Source organism: Microbispora bryophytorum, from assembly GCF_006874465.1.
GTDB lineage: Bacteria > Actinomycetota > Actinomycetes > Streptosporangiales > Streptosporangiaceae > Microbispora > Microbispora bryophytorum.
Window position 1 is genome coordinate 106,829 of the sequence record NZ_VIRL01000006.1, and the last position, 17,346, is coordinate 124,174.

The following is a 17,346-nucleotide window of genomic DNA, read 5'->3' on the forward strand; positions in this document are numbered from 1 at the left end:
CAATCCTCAGGGAGATTCCGCGATGCCCACCGATGACGCCGGCGGCCAGGGGACACGCCCGGTGCTCGGCACGCCGGACGACTTCGCGCCCCGCCCGGCGCGGCCCGCCAGGCTGGCGGGATACATCGTCATCGCGCTGATCGTGGCGGTGATAGCGGGCGGCTGGGGCTATGTCATGCTCCGCGCGAACGGGAACCCCTCGGTGAGCGCCGACGTGATCACCTTCGACGCGAGCGCGGCGGACTCCGCCGCCATCACCTTCACGGTCCACAAGCCCGCCGACCGGGCGGCGATGTGCCGGATCCAGGCACTCGACACCCAGCACCTGGAGGTCGGCAGCCGTGAGGTCGACATTCCCAAGGGCCGGTCGGACCTCGAGTTCACCGAACGGCTGAGGACGAGTTCCCAGGCCACAGCAGTACATGTCGACTACTGCGATCTCGTATAGTGGAATCTTTGGGGAAGCGTTCGAAGGCGTTAACTTGACAGCCTTTCGAGTCACTTACGGAAACAAGGAGAGCCCGTGGCCGTCTCCCAGAACGACAACGTCACCTGGCTGACGCAAGAGGCGTACGACCGCCTCAAGGAGGAGTACGAGTACCTTTCGGGCCCGGGTCGCACGGACATCGCCAAGAAGATCGAGGCCGCCCGGGAAGAGGGTGACCTCAGGGAGAACGGCGGCTACCACGCCGCCAAGGACGAGCAGGGCAAGATGGAGGCCCGCATCTTCCACCTCCGGCAGATCCTGGACAGCGCCAGGGTCGGTGAGGCCCCCCGCGCCGAGGGCATCGTGGGTCCCGGCATGACGGTGACGGTCCGCTTCGCCGGCGACGACGAGGAGGTCACCTTCCTGCTGGCCTCCCGCGAGGAGAGCGGCGCGCCCATCGACGTCTACTCGCCGAACTCCCCCCTCGGCTCCGCGATCAACGGCAAGAAGATCGGGGAGAAGGCGACGTACACGCTGCCCAACGGCAGGCAGAACACCGTCGAGATCCTTGAGGCCGTTCCGTACATCGGCAACTAGCTCGGTCTCGCCCTTTTCGTCCCGGCCGGGAATTCCGGAATGGTTTGCGGTATTCCCGGCCGTGCGGCAGTCTCGTCGTGGACCGGACTATTCGCCGCGGGAGGGGTGAGAGCGTGCTCGACCACCGAGCGCGTCCGTCCGCCCGTTTAGGCCGGAAGTTCGCGAGAGCCGTGTCCGAGGCACGGCAGGATCTCGCCTACCGCCCCCGTCTGCCCCGCCCGGGGCGTCTGCGCAGGACGGTTCCCCTGATCGCCGTGGCGCTCGTCACCGTGCTGACTGTCGACGTGCTCGTGCTCGGCGAGTCCGGGCCGCAGTCCAAGAACTCGGGCGTGGCCACGGCCCTGTCGCAGCGGCGCGCGGGCAACGGCTACGTGGCGGCGACCCGGCAGGCCCGCGAGCTGTCCGCCCCGGCGCCGGGGCGCCAGGCCCCGGCCGCCCAGACGGTGACGCAGCAGCCGGTGGCTCCGCTGGAGCGGTTGATCCGCCCGCACCTGTTCGTGGTGGCCGACCGGCCCCTTCTCCCCGAGGTGGTGGAGAAGGTGCGCAAGGTGACCGGCGTGACCGCCGCCGAGGTGACCGGAGCGGCCGACGTGGCCGTGGACGGCAAGCGGGTGCCGACGATGGGCGTCGACCCGTCCACCTTCCGGTCGTACACGCCGAAGGTGACCGCATCCTCCGACGAGCTGTGGCGCAACATCGCCGCGGGCGACATGGCGGTCTCCTTCGAACTCGGCAATGACGGCGGCGTGCAGCTGGGCTCGCAGGTCCACAGCGGCGCCAGGCGCCTGCGCATCGGCGCGTACGCCACGGTGGGCATGGGCTCGATCGCGGCGATCGTCTCCAAGGGCACGGCGACGGCGCTCGGCATCCCGGACGGCAACGCGCTGGTCGTGAGCGCGCCGAAGGTCGACTCCCGTAAGCTCCGCCTCAGGCTGCTGAAGATCCTGCCCAAGGGCAGCCAGGTCGCCACGATCAACCCGGTGGTGGTGACGCCCAAGGGACGCACGGTGTGGCCGCAGACCGCGTTCATGTCGGCGGATCAGCTCAAGGTCGCGCTCACGGCGGCCGTCGGCAAGCTGGGCCGGCCGTACGTGTGGGGCGCCGAGGGGCCCGACACCTTCGACTGCTCCGGGCTCGTGCAGTGGGCCTACGCGCAGGCGGGCGTGCGCATGCCGCGTGTGACCTCGCAGCAGTGGGCCACCGGGCCGCAGGTGCCGCTGTCGCAGGCGCAGCCGGGCGACCTGCTGTTCTGGCGCAACGACCCGACCAACCCCGGCTACATCTCACACGTCGCCATCTACTGGGGCAACGGGAAGATGCTGCACGCCCCGCACACCGGCGACGTCGTGAAGATCGCGAACGTCTACACCAAGAACCTCGCCGGGGTCGTCCGGGTCAGTCCGCAGATCTCCGCGCGCGTCCGCTGACCGCGCCGGCGACCAGCCCGTCCATGACGAGTGAGAACAGGTGCTCTCGGCGCTCGGCGACGAGCGGGCCCTGCTCGGCGACCCAGCCGACGGCGCTGACGAGCGCGAACACGTCCATCCCGTCGACGTCGGGCCGGATGTGGGCGTCGTCCTGGGCCCGTTCGACCAGCCGTCCGGCGGCCTCTCGCATGGCGGAGCACGAGGCGTGCAGGGGGGAGTCCTCGTCGCCGATCGTCGTCATCATCGAGGTGGTCAGGCCGCGGTAGGTGCTCGCGCCGCTGAGGAACTCCCGCAGCCACTGCCGTAGCGCCTCGTGGGAGTCGTCCGTGCCCTCCAGCTCCTCGGCCCGGGCCGTCAGCCGGTCGAACCGCTGCCGGAGCAAGGCCTCCAGCAGGTCGTCTCTGGTGGGAAAGTGCCGGTAGAGCGTGCCCATGCCCACCTCGGCGCGGCGCGAGATGTCGCGCAGGGACGCCTGTGTCCCCTGCTCTTCCACCACTGTCCTGGCGACCTCCAGGATGCGCTCGTAGTTGCGCTGCGCGTCCGCGCGCTGCTGTCGGCCCGTCATGGGTAGATCCTTGCACTTGACATGTGGAGCACCGCTCCGCTTATTATCTGGAGCATCGCTCCGAATCGTAGTCGTCCGGTAGTCGTCAAGGAGGACCGATGCCCACGATGAAGGCCGTCCGCATGCACAGGACCGGGGAGCCGGGGGTTCTGGCGGTGGAGGAGGTTCCCCGCCCCGAGCCCGGTCCCGGGGACGTGCTCGTCCAGGTCCACGCGGCCGGGATGAACCCGCCCGACTGGTACGTCCGCAGGGGTTTTTCGAACCTTCCGGAGAAGATGCGGCCCACGTTTCCGCTGCCGTACACGCCGGGATCGGACATCTCCGGCGTGGTCGTGGCCGTCGGCCGCGGCGTCGGCGAGTGGCAGGAGGGCGACGAGGTCTTCGGGCTCGTGCGTTTTCCCGCCGAGGAGCACGGGGGAAGGGGGTACGCCGAGTACACCACCTCACCCGCGTCCCACCTGGCCCGCAAGCCCGCCTCGCTCAGCCACGTCGAGGCGGCCGCCGTGCCGATGGCGGGGCTCACCGCCTACCAGTTCGTCTTCGACCACATCAAGCTCGACGAGGGACGCAGGGTGCTGGTCAACGGCGCCGCCGGCGGGGTCGGCCACTTCGCGGTGCAGCTCGCCAAGGCGCGGGGCGCGTACGTCATCGGGGTCGCCTCAGGACGGCACGAGACGTTCCTGCGGGAGCTGGGGGTGGACGAGTTCGTCGACTACACGACCACCCGTGCGGAGGACGAGGTGCGGGACGTGGACGTGCTCATCGACGCCGTGGGCGGGGAGGACGCCCATCGGTACCTGCGGGTGCTGCGGCCCGGCGGCGTGATCAGTCCGGTCTTCTACGGCGAGTACCACCGGGAGCGCGCGGCCGAGCTGGGCATCACCTTCCGGTCCGGCCAGGTCCACTCGGACGGAAAGCAGATGGCCGAGCTGGGACGCCTGCTCGAAGAGGGCCGGCTGCGCGTCGGGCTGGACTCCGTCTTCCCGCTCGCCGAGGCCGCCGGAGCCCATGAACGGGCCGAGCGCGGGCACATCCAGGGCAAGATCGTTCTACGGGTCGTGCCAGACCAGGTAGACCGGGCAGCCAAGGCGGACCAGACGGGCTAGATCGGCAGCCCGGCCTCCAGGTAGCCGAGGGCCTCGTCGAGCAGCACGGGCAGCGGCGTCCTGCCGTCCTGCTCCACCCACGTGAACAACGCCGGGAGCAGGACCCCCATGACCGCGCCGGCGAGCGTCCGTACGGCGGGGCTGCGGGGGTCGCGGCCCGCCCGCTCGGCCACCGCGCCCGCGAGCGTGTCGATCGTGGCGAACAGTCCCTCCACGGTCCGGGCCCGCAGTGCGGGCACGGAGGCGGACAGCCTGGTCCGGGCCAGGGCCTGATCGAGCTCCTCGGCCCCGATCGACTCGAAGGCGGTGCGGAACGCGGCGCGCAGCGCGGCCAGCGGGGGCAGGTCCGGCGGCTGGGCCTTGATCGCCTCCATGAGGATCGGGTCGTAGTCGTCCTGGGTGACCACGTCCTCCTTCGTGGGGAAGTAGCGGAAGAACGTGCTGGGGGAGACCTCCGCCGCCTCCGCGATCTGCTCGACCGTCGTGGCCTCGTACCCCTGCTCGGCGAACAGCCGCAGGGCCTCCTCCTGGATGGTCCTGCGGGTCTTGGCCTTCTTGCGCTCGCGCAGGCTCGTGACAACGCGATCGGAGGAGTGCGGGGTCCGGTCAGCGCGCTGTGGTGAGCTCATGCCCCGATTCTGCCGTCTTTCCGCCCTCGGCCGTACTCCCCGGTAGGAAGGCCGCCACCAGGACGGCGGCCAGCGCCGACGCGGCACCGCACACCAGCAGGACCAGGTCCATGCCACTCAGGAACGCCTCCCTGGCGGCGTACAGGAGCGCGGCGTCTCCCGTACGCGCGGCCAGGACCGCCGCCGCCGCGATCGAGTCGCCCGCCGCCTCCGGGCTCCCCTCCGGCAGTCCGGAGGCGTACGCCGCGGACAGAACGCTGCCGAGGGCGGCCACGCCCAGCGCGCCGCCGACCTGACGTACGGTTTGCAGGGTCGCCGAGCCGGCGCCTGAACGCTCCTCCGGCAGCGTGGCGAGCACGCCGTCCATGGCGGGGACCATGGCCAGGCCCACGCCCGCGCCGAGGACGGCCAGCCACGCCGCGACGAACCCGTAGCCGGAGGACATCGAGGTCATCGCGCCCAGGCCGAAACCGGCGGCGAGCACGACCAGGCCCGCCGGCATCACCAGGCGCAGTCCGAGGCGGGCGGTGAGCCGCTCTCCGGCGAGACCGCCGAGCATGAGCCCGGCCACCATGGGGATCATCCGTAGGCCGGTGCCGAATGCGTCGTGGCCGAGCACGGCCTGCAGGTGCTGGGGGACGACGAACAACACGCCCGACATGCCGAGGCTCACGAACGCCGCGCCGACGGCGCCCCACACGAAGACCCGGCTTCGGAACAGGCCGAGGTCCAGCATCGGCCGCCGGGTGCGGGCCTCGACGCGGACGAGCACCGCCAGCAGCACCACCCCGGCCGCCAGGCCGGCGAGGACGCGAACGTCGCCCCATCCGCGGGCCGGCGCCTCGATGACGCCGTACACCAGCGCCGCCAGGCCCGTCACCGACAGCAGCGCGCCGGGGACGTCGGTACGGGGCGCGGCCGGGTCACGCGACTCGGGAATGAACACGGTCGCCGCCACCGCCGCCACGACGATCACGGGGATGTTGACGAGGAATATCGATCCCCACCAGAAGTGGTCGAGCAGGTAGCCGCCCACGATGGGACCGAGGGGCAGGCCGAGGGCCATGGCGGCGGTGAAGACGGCGATCGCGCGGCCCCGCTCCCGCGCGCCGAAGATCACCGGCAGGATCGATGTCGACAGCGGCATGATCACCGCGCCGCCCGCGCCCATGAGCGCGCGGGCCGCGACCAGGGTGCCCGTGCTCGTCGCGAACGTCGCGAACACCGACGCGATCCCGAAGGCCACCAGGCCGGCCAGCAGTAGGCGCCTGCGGCCGAAGCGGTCTCCGATCGCACCTGCCGGGAGCATCAGCGCGGCGAACGGAACCATGTACGCGTCGACGATCCACTGCAGGTCGCCGGTAGTGGCGTGGAGATCGGCCGCGAGCGTCGGCAGCGCCACGTTGAGCGCCGTCGCGTCCATGCCGATGACCAGGGCGCTCAGCACGAGGGCGCCGAGCGCCCACCACCGAGAAGTGAAAGTAGCCATATTTTGAAAGTAACTATCAAAAAGTAGCTCCTGTCAATCTAGGACCGTTGGCCGTAGCGATGTAATCTTGATTACATGTCTGCAGAAGAACAGTTGAGCGCCTGGTTCACCGGCCGGCTGCCGGAGAACTGGTTCGCCGGGTCCCCCAAGATCGTGGTGGACCGCGAGGAGATCACCGTGCTGGGCACGCTCCCGCCGTTGTCGGTGGCCGAAGGGCTCCCCGACGCGGAGCGCGCCGCGGCGATGGACGGGTACGTCGAGCGGTTCCGTGAGGAGACGCGCGAGCGCAGGATCGACATCGCCGGAGAGGCCGAGCACCGCTTCCGCCGCAAGGTCTCCTGGGGCGTCGTCGTCGGTGACGAGACAGTGATGTTCACCACTCTTTCCGTCCCCGTCATGACCCGGCTGCGTCAGCCGGAACGGCAGGTCCTCGACACCCTGGTCGCCGCCGGTGTCGCACGCAGCCGAAGCGACGCGCTGGCCTGGTGCGTCAGGCTCGTCGGCAAACACACCGACACGTGGCTCGCTGACCTGCGCGACGCCCTCCAGCACGTGGACCGGATCAGGGCGGAGGGTCCCGGAGGATTGGACTGAACCAATTCGCCGAGAGGTCTGGACCATTCGAATTGGCCTATACCAATGTGTAAGGCCGGTCAGGCGGGTAAGGGGAAGGAGCACGTTTTTTCAACAGGGCCAGGGTGGGTAAGGTCCCACAACATCACGGCCGCTGCCTGCGCTGATGCTCTTCAGGGCCGTGATGTAAAGAATGGCGCCGATATGCAGGAGTGGAAACACGGTGGTCTACTCCAATTGGATTCGGCGGCCATTCTCCGCTGATGATGCTCTGGCCCTGAGAGATTAAGGAGCGGCCCCCGTGTCCATTTCAGTAGAGGTACCGACGCCCACCACCCACGGCGATCTGGCGGACTGGGTGAGGCGGATCGCGGAGCTGACCCAGCCGGACCGGGTCGAATGGTGCGACGGCTCCGAGGCCGAATGGACGCGCCTGACCAACCTCCTGGTCGAACAGGGCACCCTCAAGCGGCTGGTCAAGCGCCCCAACAGCTTCTACGCGGCCTCGGACCCCAGCGACGTCGCGCGCGTGGAGGACCGCACGTTCATCTGCTCGGAGCGTGAGGAGGACGCCGGGCCGACCAACAACTGGATCGCGCCCGACGAGATGCGCCGCACGTTCGCCACCCTGTTCGAGGGCTGCATGCGGGGCCGGACGATGTACGTCGTGCCGTTCTGCATGGGCCCCCTGGGCGGGACCATCTCACAGCTCGGCGTCGAGATCACCGACTCGCCGTACGTCGTGGTGTCGATGCGGATCATGACCAGGATGGGAGAGGCGGCGCTGCGCCTCATCGAGGAGCGCGGAGCGGCGCGAAAGGCCCGAGAGAGCGAGGCACGAGCCAACGAGGGCCGCAGCAAGCGCGACCACGAGGACGGAGCGGCGCGAAAGGCCCGAGAGAGCGAGGCGCGAGCCAACGAGGGCCGCAGCAAGCGCGACCACGAGGACGGCGACTTCGTCAAGGCGGTCCACTCGGTGGGCGCGCCCCTGGAGCCGGGCCAGGCCGACGTGCCGTGGCCGTGCAGCCGGACCAAGTACATCAGCCACTTCCCGGAGACCCGTGAGATCTGGTCGTACGGCTCGGGCTACGGCGGCAACGCGCTGCTGGGCAAGAAGTGCTACGCGCTGCGGATCGCCAGCGCGATGGCCCGCGACGAGGGCTGGCTGGCCGAGCACATGCTGATTCTCAAGCTCACTCCGCCGCAGGGCGAGGCGAGGTACGTCGCGGCGGCCTTCCCGTCGGCGTGCGGCAAGACGAACCTCGCCATGCTCCAGCCCACGATCCCGGGCTGGAAGGTCGAGACGATCGGCGACGACATCGCCTGGATGCGCTTCGGCCCGGACGGCCGGCTGTACGCGATCAACCCGGAGGCCGGCTTCTTCGGCGTCGCGCCCGGGACCGGCGAGTCCACGAACGCCAACGCCATCAAGACGCTGTGGGGCAACAGCATCTTCACGAACGTCGCGCTGACCGACGACGGGGACGTCTGGTGGGAGGGCCTCACGGACGAGCCGCCCGCGCACCTCACCGACTGGAAGGGCCGTGACTGGACACCGAAGTCCGGCGAGCCCGCCGCCCACCCGAACGCCCGGTTCACCACTCCGGCCGAGCAGTGCCCGACGATCGCGGGCGAGTGGCAGGACCCGGCCGGAGTGCCGATCTCGGCCATCCTGTTCGGCGGCCGCAGGGCGACCGCGGTGCCGCTGGTGACCGAGTCGCTGAGCTGGCGGCACGGCGTCTTCCTGGGCGCCAACGTGGCCTCGGAGAAGACCGCGGCGGCCGAGGGCAAGGTCGGCGAGCTGCGCCGCGACCCGTTCGCGATGCTGCCGTTCTGCGGCTACAACATGGGCGACTACTTCGCGCACTGGATCGAGGTCGGGACGATGACCGACCCGGAGAAGCTGCCCAGGATCTACTACGTGAACTGGTTCCGCAAGGACGCGAACGGGCGCTTCCTGTGGCCGGGCTTCGGCGAGAACAGCCGGGTGCTCAAGTGGATCGTCGACCGGCTGAACGGCGTGGCGGACGCCGTGCCCACGCCGATCGGCAACCTGCCGGCCTCGCTCGACACCGAGGGCCTCGACATCACGCCCGAGGACATGGAGCTCCTGCTCAGCGTCGATCCCGAAGTGTGGCGCGAGGAGGCCGAGCTGATCCCGCCCCACTTCGAGACCTTCGGCGACCACATGCCGAAGGAGCTGTGGGACGAGTACCGCGCCCTCGTCCAACGGCTCGGCTGAGCCGGCCGGCTTCGACCCCCGGCCGGCACGCCGTCCAGGCCCACCGGCCGCGGGCCCGTGGGCCCTCCGACCGCGCGAAGCGGGTTACTCCGGCCGTGCTCAGGAAAGCCCGAGGAGGGCAGGGCATGCCGGTTCGCCCGCGATAATTGGTGATCGAGCCCCACCAGCGCGAGGAAGAGGGTCGCATGAGCGAGCGCAGTGAGCGAATCGACAAACACAGCGCTTGTCGCGAAGTGCCGATCTGTGCGCCGGCAGGTGAGAAGGCGGCATGAGCATGCGCGATCTTGTGTACAAGCTGTACGAGCGCAGGCTCGAACGGACGCTGTCGTCCGACCAGATTCCCCGCCACGTCGGCATCATCGTGGACGGCAACCGCAGATGGGCGCGGGCCATGGGCCTGCGGGACGTCAGCCGGGGTCACCAGAAGGGCGCCGACAAGATCTCCGAGCTGCTGGTGTGGTGCCGCGAGGCCGGGGTCGAGTACGTGACGCTGTGGCTGCTCTCCACCGACAACCTCTCCAGGGACAAGGCCGAGCTCGGACCGCTGCTCCAGGTGATCGAGAACCTCGTGCAGGATCTCGTGGACCAGGGATGGCACATCAACCCCATGGGCTCGCTCGACCTTCTGCCCGATCACACGGCTCGTGTCCTCAAACATGCAAAAGAAACCACATCGCATCGTCCCGGCCTGATTGTGAACGTTGCCGTTGGGTATGGAGGAAGGCGTGAGATCGCTGATGCGGTGCGCTCCCTCCTCCAGGAGCACGCCAGCAAGGGCGCGAGTATCGAGGACCTCGTCGAGGTCCTCGACGTCGAGCACATCGCGGAGCATCTCTACACGCGCGGCCTGCCCGATCCGGATCTCGTCATCCGGACCTCGGGAGAGCAGCGACTCTCTGGATTCCTGCTCTGGCAGAGCGCCCACTCCGAGTTCTACTTCTGCGAGGCCTACTGGCCCGACTTCCGCAGAGTCGACTTCCTGCGGGCGCTCCGCTCGTACGCCGCACGACACCGTCGGTACGGCTCCTGAGACGGTACGTGAACAGCGTCTTTCCGCCTGCGTAAACCTATTGGGCTGGGGAGATTCGTTACGTAACGTGGTAGCTGAGCGGCCGTCGAGGGGATCGGCGGCCACCACCTCGGGAGAGGGCCCGTCCTTGCGCGACCACCATGCGAGGAGGGCCGGAGCCCCGGTCTGCTCTCGCAGGTCACGGGCCCGGTCCGTTCACCACCAGTCAAGGCAGGGCGCCCACCTCAGGCGCCCGGGGGAGAACGCGTGGCAGTGTCCTCGAGCAACCCGTCCACATCCCGCACCTACGTTCTGGACACGTCCGTCCTGCTCGCCGACCCGGCGGCGATGAGCCGCTTCGCCGAGCACGAGGTCGTCGTCCCGATCGTCGTCATCACGGAACTGGAGGCCAAGCGCCACCACCCCGAGCTCGGCTACTTCGCCCGGGAGGCTCTGCGCTTCCTCGATGACCTCAGAGTGCGGTACGGACGGCTGGATGAGCCCATGCCGATCGGCGACGGGAACATCCGGGTCGAGCTGAACCATAGTGATCCGTCCTGCCTCCCGGCGGGCTTCCGCCTGGGCGACAACGACACCCGCATCCTCACCGTCGCGCAGAACCTCGCGGCGGAGGGCAAGGACGTGGTGCTGGTGTCGAAGGACCTTCCGATGCGGGTCAAGGCGGCGTCCATCGGCCTCAGCGCGGAGGAGTACCGCGCCGGCATGGTGGTCGAGTCCGGCTGGACCGGCATGGCGGAGCTCCAGGTCACCACGGAGGAGATGGACGCCCTCTTCGAGTCCGGCACGGCCGACATCGACGAGGCGCGCGACCTGCCGTGCCACACCGGCCTGCGGCTGCTGTCGAGCCGCGGCTCCGCGCTCGGCCGCGTCCTGCCGGACAAGTCGGTACGTCTGGTGAGGGGCGACCGTGAGGTCTTCGGGCTGCACGGCCGGTCGGCGGAGCAGCGGATCGCGCTCGACCTGCTGATGGATCCCGACGTCGGCATCGTCTCGATGGGCGGGCGGGCCGGCACCGGCAAGTCCGCGCTGGCGCTGTGCGCGGGCCTGGAGGCGGTGCTGGAGCGCCGCCAGCATCGCAAGATCATTGTCTTCCGCCCGCTGTACGCCGTGGGCGGCCAGGAGCTCGGCTACCTGCCCGGCTCGGAGAACGACAAGATGGGCCCGTGGGCCCAGGCGGTCTACGACACGCTGGGCGCGGTGACGTCCCCCGAGGTGATCGAGGAGGTCATCGACCGGGGGATGCTGGAGGTCCTGCCGCTGACCCACATCCGCGGCCGTTCCCTCCACGACGCCTTCGTGATCGTGGACGAGGCGCAGTCGCTGGAGCGCGGGGTGCTGCTGACCGTGCTGTCCCGCATCGGCGCCAACTCGCGGGTCGTGCTCACCCACGACATCGCCCAGCGCGACAACCTGCGGGTGGGCCGGCACGACGGCGTCGTCGCCGTGGTGGAGAAGCTCAAGGGCCACCCGCTGTTCGCCCACATCACGCTGACCAGGTCCGAGCGGTCGCCGATCGCCGCCCTGGTGACCGAGATGCTGGAGGACATCACGCTCTGACCGATCACGTCACGGGGGGAGATGGCCGTCCTTGGGGGCCAGATCCCAGAACTCCCGGCAGGTGTGGACCTTCAGGGGTCCGTTCCTGTCGGGAGTGGCGTGAGCGATCTCCACGGCCCAGATCTCCGGGCGCAGCCGTGCCGTGCAGGTGATCTGGGCCATGGCGGTCCTGGTGATCTTCCAGCCGCTCACGAACAGCCGTACGCGCAGGCTGAGGGTGTTGTCGGGGTCGTTGCGGCTGCCCGCGTCCGGGGCGTACCTGACGAGCTGCACCTGGGCCAGGGTGAGCCCGGTCAGCGCGGTCGACAGCCGGTTCGACGTCCGCCCGCTGGCCGCGAACAGCGCGTCCAGCGCGTCGTTGACGTGCGGCGAGCGCGCCGCGACCCGGGTGGGCCGCAGCCGGCCGTCCTGCAGCAGGTAGATCGTGACCAGGGTGGGGGTGCCGCTGATGACCGGCGCGGGACCGGCGTCGATCACCCGGCTCGGTGCGACCCCGCAGGCCGCCGGCGCCATGAGCAGCCCCGCGAGCAGGGCCGCGGCCGCGTGCCTGATCCGTCTCCTGTTCATTGTTTCGGGATCCAGACGCGGAAGAGGGTGCCGGGGTCGCAGCGCTCGGCCGTGATCGAACCGCCGTGCAGTTCGGCGTTGGCCTTGGCGATGGCCAGGCCGAGACCGCTGCCCACGCTCCTGGCCCGGTCGGTGCCCGCCTTGTAGAAGCGGTCGAAGACGTGGGGGAGGACCTCCTCCGGGATGCCGCTCCCGTGGTCGCGGACGGTCACTTCGAGCGCTCCGTGATTCTCGCCGCCGACCGCGACCCGCGCGCTCACCACCACGGGGGGCGCGCCGTGGTTGAGGGCGTTGCCGACGAGGTTGGCCACGATCACGTCGAACCTCCGTGCGTCCAGGGAGAAGGTGAGCCCGACGGGCACGGTGAGCTTCACCCGGTCGGCCCAGCCCCGCATCTCCAGGCAGTCGGCCAGCGCGTCGCCCACGTCGACGGTCTCCCGGCGGAGGGTGGCGGCGCCGGCGTCGAACCGGCTGATCTCGATGAGGTGCTCGACCAGCACCCGCAGCCTGTCGATCTCACGGACGACGATCCGCACGGCCTCCCCGGCGTCGTCCGGAAGGTCCTCGGCGTCCTCCGACAGCATGTCCGTCACCGCGGTCATCGCGGTCAGCGGCGTGCGCAGCTCGTGGGAGACGTCCGCGACGAACCGCCGCGACATCGACTCCATCGTCCGCAGCTCCGAGACGGTGTCCTCCAGCGCCGCCGCCGTCTCGTTGAACGTCGCGGTCAGCTCCGCCAGCTCGTCCCTGCCCCGTACGGGGAGGCGGACCTGCAGCTCACCGGCGCCGAGGGCGCGGGCGGCGGCGCCCAGCCGCCGTACGGGCAGCAGCACCCGCCGGGCCGACAGCAGGGCCAGGGTCACCGCCAGGACGAGCGTGATGCCTCCGGCCTGCGCGAGGGCGGCCTTGAGGCGGGACAGCACGGCCTGCTCCTCCGACAGCGGCACGAAGACGTAGGCCGTCAGGCCCGTCGGGCGCAGCACGCCGTCGCGGGCGGCCCGCTGGATCTGCGTGGCGACGATCAGCCACGGACGGTCCCTGAGCAGCACCCTCTGGTGGACCAGCCGCCGGGCCGCCTGCCAGCGAAGCTGGTCGGGCACGTCGGTCATGGTGAACCTGGCGCCGGCGTTGGAGCTCTGGTGGTCGCCGTAGGTCACGATGACGGTCCGCTCCGGGGCCTCGAGCGCCTGCACCACCCCGCCGAGGTCCTCGTCGGTGACGGTGGTGTCGCTCGGCCAGACCACGTCGCTCGCGCCGATCGGCAGCGTGATCCTGGACAGCGTCTCGCGCACGTCGGCGACCGCGCCCCGCTCCGCGTGCTCCAGGAGCCCCCGGCGGATGATCTGATATCCCAGGCCCGCCACCATGGCGGACGCGGTGACCGCCACCAGCAGGAAGGTGATCACCAGCCGGGCCCGCAGCCCGGTGGGCACCCAGGTCATGGCGGGCTGAAGCGGTACCCGAAGCCGCGCACGGTGTGGATGTAGACGGGGTCGGCGGGCGCCGGTTCGATCTTGGCCCTGATGCGCTGCACGCACGCGTCGACCAGCCGCGAGTCCGCCACGTGCGTGTGGTCCCAGACGGCGCGCAGGAGGTAGCGGCGGTTGAGCACCTGACCGGGGTGGCGGACCAGTTCGAGCAGCAGGCGCAGCTCGGTCGGGGTGAGGTGGATCTCCTTGCCCGCGAGGCTCACCTTGAGGGCTCCGCGGTCGATCACGAGATCGCCGAAGGTGAGGCGGTCGGGCGTGGCCGACTCCAGGCGGCGCAGGATGGCGCGGATACGGGCGTCCAGGACCCGCGGCTCGACCGGTTTCACGACGTAGTCGTCCGCGCCGGCCTCCAGCCCCACCACCACGTCGAGGTCGTCGCCCCTGGCCGTGAGCAGGATGATCGGCAACGGGCCGAGCCTGCGGATGCGGCGGCACACCTCGACCCCGTCGATGCCGGGCAGCATGACGTCGAGGATCGCGATCTCGGGACGGCGGGAGCGCACGTGGTCGAGAGCCTCCTCGCCGGTGGCGTACGCGGTCACCGAGTGGCCCTGCCGGGTGAGCGCGAGCTCGAGTCCGGCGCGGACCGAGGGGTCGTCTTCGACCAGGAGGATGCCTGCCACCCGGTCATTATGGGGCGGACCTCACCAATTCCCCTATTTGTCTCAGTCCCGTGACCTCGTTCGCACCCCATCATCAAAAAGCGGGAGCAGGCTGGTACCGGGCACCCACGCCCCTCCCTGTGGCGTAAAGTGTGACTAAAATCACATTGTTGGGGAAAGTCCATGTGATCGGCGGTCGGGTCAAGAAGTCACCAAACAGGTACCACGATTCGGTTGCGGAGCACCCCCCACCACAGGGCAAGCTCATAAGCCGTGAGCTCTGGTCAGCAGTTGAAGGATCGCCCCCGCGCCCCCCGGCCCCGGCGGGGGGCTGACGGCCGCACCCGGCCGGGCCGGCTGACGCCCGCGCGGATCGCGATCCTCTCGGTCAGCGTGGCCGTGCTCGCGGGTGGGACGGCCTTCGTGATCCGCACCTCGGTCGAGCACGGCAACGCGCCCAAGCAGGTGCTGGGCCCGGACAGCTTCCTCGCCCTCGACCCGAACGCGCCCGACCCCGAGACCGACATCCTCAAGGAACAGGCGGTCCAGGCGCTGCGCAAGGACAGGCTGCAGAGCACCCGCGACGATCGGAAGAAGGGTCTCGACCCGGTCGAGATCGCCGAGAAGGCCCCCGGCGGTGGCGGCTTCAACCCCGCCGCCTTCCCGCCCGGCTCCACCCCGGACCCCGGCAGCAACAAGGCGCTCGGCAAGCAGATGGCCGAGGCGCGCGGCTGGGGCGGCGAGTGGGGCTGCCTGGAGAAGCTGTGGGACAGGGAGAGCCACTGGAACGAGCGGGCCATGAACCGCTACAGCGGCGCCTACGGAATCCCCCAGTCGCTGCCCGGCAGCAAGATGGCGAGCGCGGGCTCCGACTGGCAGACCAACCCCGCCACCCAGATCAAGTGGGGGCTCGGCTACATCGCCGGCCGCTACAAGACGCCCTGCGGCGCCTGGGGGCACTCCCAGTCCACCGGCTGGTACTAGTTCGCGGCGTCTGATCCGCGAAACTCTGGTCAGGGTTTCTCGACCTTTCGGCAAGCCCGCGCGTACGGCGGGGGTCGCACTGCACCCTTGGCGTCATGGGTGTGAAGGTCAGCGTGGTTATGCCCGTGTCCAACCCCGGGCTGTCGAACGACGCCTTCGGCGCGTGCGTGCGTTCGGTGCTGGAGCAGTCGCTGCCGCCGGACGAGTACGAGGTCGTGTTCGCCGACGACGGGTCGACGGACGGGACCCGCAGGCGGCTCGACGCGATCGCCGAGCAGCGCGACAACGTGCGGGTCCTGCACCTCGACCACAGCGGCTCGCCCGCACGCGGGCGCAACGTCGGCCTGTCCGTGGCCCGCGGCGAGTACGTCTACCTGCTCGGCCAGTACGACAGGCTTGAGCCGCACGCGCTGGAGCGGATGTACGACAGAGCCGTGGAGACCGACGCGGACGTGCTGATCGGCAGGATCGCCGACCAGGGACCGCCGCCGGCCGCCTTCGCCCGCGACCGGGACCGGGCCGACGTGCTGCGCGACCACCTCCTCGCGCTGCCGACGGCGCACAAGCTGTTCAGCCGCGACTTCCTGGAGACCTGCCAGCTCCGTTTCGCCGACCGGCCGCTGTCGGAGCAGGCGTTCGTGACCAGGGCGTACCTCACCGCGAAGGTGATCGCCGTGCTGGCCGACGAGATCTGCTGCCACCTGGGCCCGGCTTCCCCGGGCACGGCGGAGGAGGAGACGCCGGACGCCGAGGCGCTCTTCGACGGCCTCAACGGGATCTTCGATGTCGTGGACGCCTACACCGAGCCGGGCTCGCAGCGTGAGCGCATCCAGGCCCACTGGTATCGGACGCTAGGGCTGCGCCGTCTCGCGGGCGCGCGGTTCCTCGCGGCCGAACCGGACGAACGGATGATCCTGTTCTCCTTCCTGCGCCGCTTCACCCTCGACCGCTTTCCCGCCGCGCTCGACGCTCACCTGCCGGCACACCTGCGCGCCCGTACGGCGCTGCTGCGCCTGGACCGCATCGACGGGCTGATCGCGCTCGCGGAGGCGTCCCGGGGCACCAGGCTCAGCGCGGACCTGCGGGAGCTGCGCTGGGACCAGGGCGTGCTGCAGCTCGACCTGAGCGTGGAGATCCTGCGGGCCGGGGGCGCCCCGCTGTGGCTGCGGCAGCGGGGCGACCGGCTGCTGTGGACCCCGCCACCCGGGGCCGAGGGCCCGCTCGACGGCCTGCTCGACGACGAGAGCGCCGACGTGACCGACGCGGTGCGCAGGGCCCGTGTGGAGGTCTGCGTCCGCCACGTGGAGACCGGCGTGATCCACTCCCTGCCGGTCACCTGCTCGGTGGGCCGCGCGGCACTCGGGGACCAGGCGCGCGTGTGGGTGAGCGGCCAGGCCCGCCTCGACGCCGGCGCGGCGGCCCTCGGACGGCCGCTGCCCGCCGGGCTGTGGGAGGTCCACGTGCGCATGCGGGGCATCCGCGCGGGCCGCACCCGGGTGGCCCGGCCCGCCCTGCCGATGAGCTGCGCGGGCGCGCTCGCCGGAGAGCCCAGGCGGCTCGTCGTGCCGTGCTGGTCCGAGCGCGGCGAGCTGGGCGTCTGCGTGGAGCCCAAGTCGTTTCCCGAGTCGATCGCACTGGTCTCGTCCCGGGCCACCGTGGCCAGGCAGGAGGGGCACGTCTTCGTCGTCGTGCCCGTGCCGTACGTGCCGCCGAGCGGCGGGCCGCCGGCCGAGCTGGTGCTGCGCGAGCAGGACGGGCGCGGCCGCAGCATGGTCGTGCCCGCGCTGGTCGAGCCGGGGATACCCGGCCGGGTGGCCGGGCAGCTCGTCGCGCGGGTGCCGGTGAGCCGGATGGGCGAGGACGACTGCCTCGGCCCGGGATCCTGGCGGCCCGCGCTCCGGGTCGACCAGAAGGACGTGGACCTGCTGTTCGGGCTGACGGTGCGCCGCGGCGGGCAGGTGCGCCTCCTGCCCGCCGGGGCGTCGCCGCAGGCCCCCTCACTGCTGCGGCGCATCGTCGTCCGCGTCCTGCGCGAGCGCCGCTGACCTCCGGATCGCGCTG

General features: G+C 70.6%; 16 protein-coding genes. 10 read left to right on the plus strand and 6 right to left on the minus strand.

The features are described from left to right. The first annotated feature begins 22 nt into the window (after window positions 1-22). The 3 genes from FLX07_RS14220 (at window position 23) to FLX07_RS14230 (ending at window position 2,451) form a co-directional block, all read left to right on the plus strand. Complete coding sequence (locus tag FLX07_RS14220) at window positions 23-448, plus strand: DUF4307 domain-containing protein (protein WP_142571246.1); 426 nt, start codon at window positions 23-25, stop codon at window positions 446-448. Between the two features lie 75 nt (window positions 449-523). Next, entirely contained in the window at window positions 524-1,024 is a 501-nt protein-coding gene (greA, locus tag FLX07_RS14225) for a transcription elongation factor GreA (RefSeq protein WP_142571247.1), read from the plus strand. A gap of 170 nt (window positions 1,025-1,194) precedes the next feature. Continuing rightward, the gene (locus FLX07_RS14230; RefSeq protein WP_229689754.1) at window positions 1,195-2,451 is read left to right on the plus strand and encodes a C40 family peptidase; all 1,257 of its coding nucleotides are present in this window, start codon (window positions 1,195-1,197) and stop codon (window positions 2,449-2,451) included. Here FLX07_RS14230 and FLX07_RS14235 read toward each other — a convergent pair. Beyond that, window positions 2,420-3,016, minus strand: a complete 597-nt coding sequence (locus FLX07_RS14235) for a TetR/AcrR family transcriptional regulator (protein WP_142571248.1) — start codon at window positions 3,014-3,016, stop codon at window positions 2,420-2,422. The genes FLX07_RS14230 and FLX07_RS14235 overlap by 32 nt on opposite strands. A 98-nt stretch (window positions 3,017-3,114) precedes the next feature. Between FLX07_RS14235 and FLX07_RS14240 the strand changes: the two genes are divergently transcribed. Then, entirely contained in the window at window positions 3,115-4,122 is a 1,008-nt protein-coding gene (locus tag FLX07_RS14240) for an NADP-dependent oxidoreductase (RefSeq protein ID WP_223853172.1), read from the plus strand. Here FLX07_RS14240 and FLX07_RS14245 read toward each other — a convergent pair. Next, window positions 4,119-4,751, minus strand: coding sequence for an acyl-CoA-like ligand-binding transcription factor (locus tag FLX07_RS14245; protein ID WP_142571249.1), 633 nt, complete (start codon window positions 4,749-4,751; stop codon window positions 4,119-4,121). The genes FLX07_RS14240 and FLX07_RS14245 overlap by 4 nt on opposite strands. Then, a complete protein-coding gene (locus FLX07_RS14250) occupies window positions 4,729-6,240 on the minus strand; it encodes an MFS transporter (protein ID WP_142571250.1) in 1,512 nt (503 codons plus the stop codon). The genes FLX07_RS14245 and FLX07_RS14250 overlap by 23 nt, the downstream gene beginning before the upstream one ends. A gap of 75 nt (window positions 6,241-6,315) precedes the next feature. Here FLX07_RS14250 and FLX07_RS14255 point away from each other — a divergent pair, with 75 nt between their 5' ends. The 4 genes from FLX07_RS14255 to phoH2 all read left to right on the plus strand — a co-directional run bounded on the left by FLX07_RS14255 (window position 6,316) and on the right by phoH2 (window position 11,642). Further along, entirely contained in the window at window positions 6,316-6,834 is a 519-nt protein-coding gene (locus tag FLX07_RS14255; protein ID WP_142571251.1) for a hypothetical protein, read from the plus strand. A gap of 280 nt (window positions 6,835-7,114) precedes the next feature. After that, the gene (locus FLX07_RS14265; RefSeq protein ID WP_373292556.1) at window positions 7,115-9,055 is read left to right on the plus strand and encodes a phosphoenolpyruvate carboxykinase (GTP); all 1,941 of its coding nucleotides are present in this window, start codon (window positions 7,115-7,117) and stop codon (window positions 9,053-9,055) included. Between the two features lie 268 nt (window positions 9,056-9,323). After that, a complete protein-coding gene (locus FLX07_RS14270; RefSeq protein ID WP_142571252.1) occupies window positions 9,324-10,085 on the plus strand; it encodes an isoprenyl transferase in 762 nt (253 codons plus the stop codon). A gap of 246 nt (window positions 10,086-10,331) precedes the next feature. Then, complete coding sequence (gene phoH2 / locus FLX07_RS14275) at window positions 10,332-11,642, plus strand: RNA 5'-3' helicase PhoH2 (protein ID WP_142571253.1); 1,311 nt, start codon at window positions 10,332-10,334, stop codon at window positions 11,640-11,642. Between the two features lie 9 nt (window positions 11,643-11,651). Here phoH2 and FLX07_RS14280 read toward each other — a convergent pair whose 3' ends face one another. The 3 genes from FLX07_RS14280 to FLX07_RS14290 are packed head-to-tail and all read right to left on the minus strand — an operon-like array spanning window position 11,652 to window position 14,322. Further along, window positions 11,652-12,209: a hypothetical protein gene (locus FLX07_RS14280; protein ID WP_142571254.1), complete on the minus strand. Its 558-nt coding sequence runs from the start codon at window positions 12,207-12,209 to the stop codon at window positions 11,652-11,654. Further along, a complete protein-coding gene (locus FLX07_RS14285; RefSeq protein ID WP_142571255.1) occupies window positions 12,206-13,651 on the minus strand; it encodes a sensor histidine kinase in 1,446 nt (481 codons plus the stop codon). The genes FLX07_RS14280 and FLX07_RS14285 overlap by 4 nt, the downstream gene beginning before the upstream one ends. Beyond that, complete coding sequence (locus tag FLX07_RS14290) at window positions 13,648-14,322, minus strand: response regulator transcription factor (protein ID WP_142571256.1); 675 nt, start codon at window positions 14,320-14,322, stop codon at window positions 13,648-13,650. Before FLX07_RS14290 ends, FLX07_RS14285 begins: the two co-directional genes overlap by 4 nt. Window positions 14,323-14,574: 252 nt before the next feature. On the opposite strand from FLX07_RS14290, the gene FLX07_RS14295 reads away from it, so the two are divergent. Together FLX07_RS14295 and FLX07_RS14300 are read left to right on the plus strand one after the other, a co-directional pair. Next, window positions 14,575-15,285, plus strand: coding sequence for an aggregation-promoting factor C-terminal-like domain-containing protein (locus tag FLX07_RS14295; RefSeq protein WP_142571257.1), 711 nt, complete (start codon window positions 14,575-14,577; stop codon window positions 15,283-15,285). A 95-nt stretch (window positions 15,286-15,380) separates the two neighbouring features. After that, window positions 15,381-17,330: a glycosyltransferase family 2 protein gene (locus FLX07_RS14300; RefSeq protein ID WP_142571258.1), complete on the plus strand. Its 1,950-nt coding sequence runs from the start codon at window positions 15,381-15,383 to the stop codon at window positions 17,328-17,330. Window positions 17,331-17,346 lie beyond the last annotated feature (16 nt).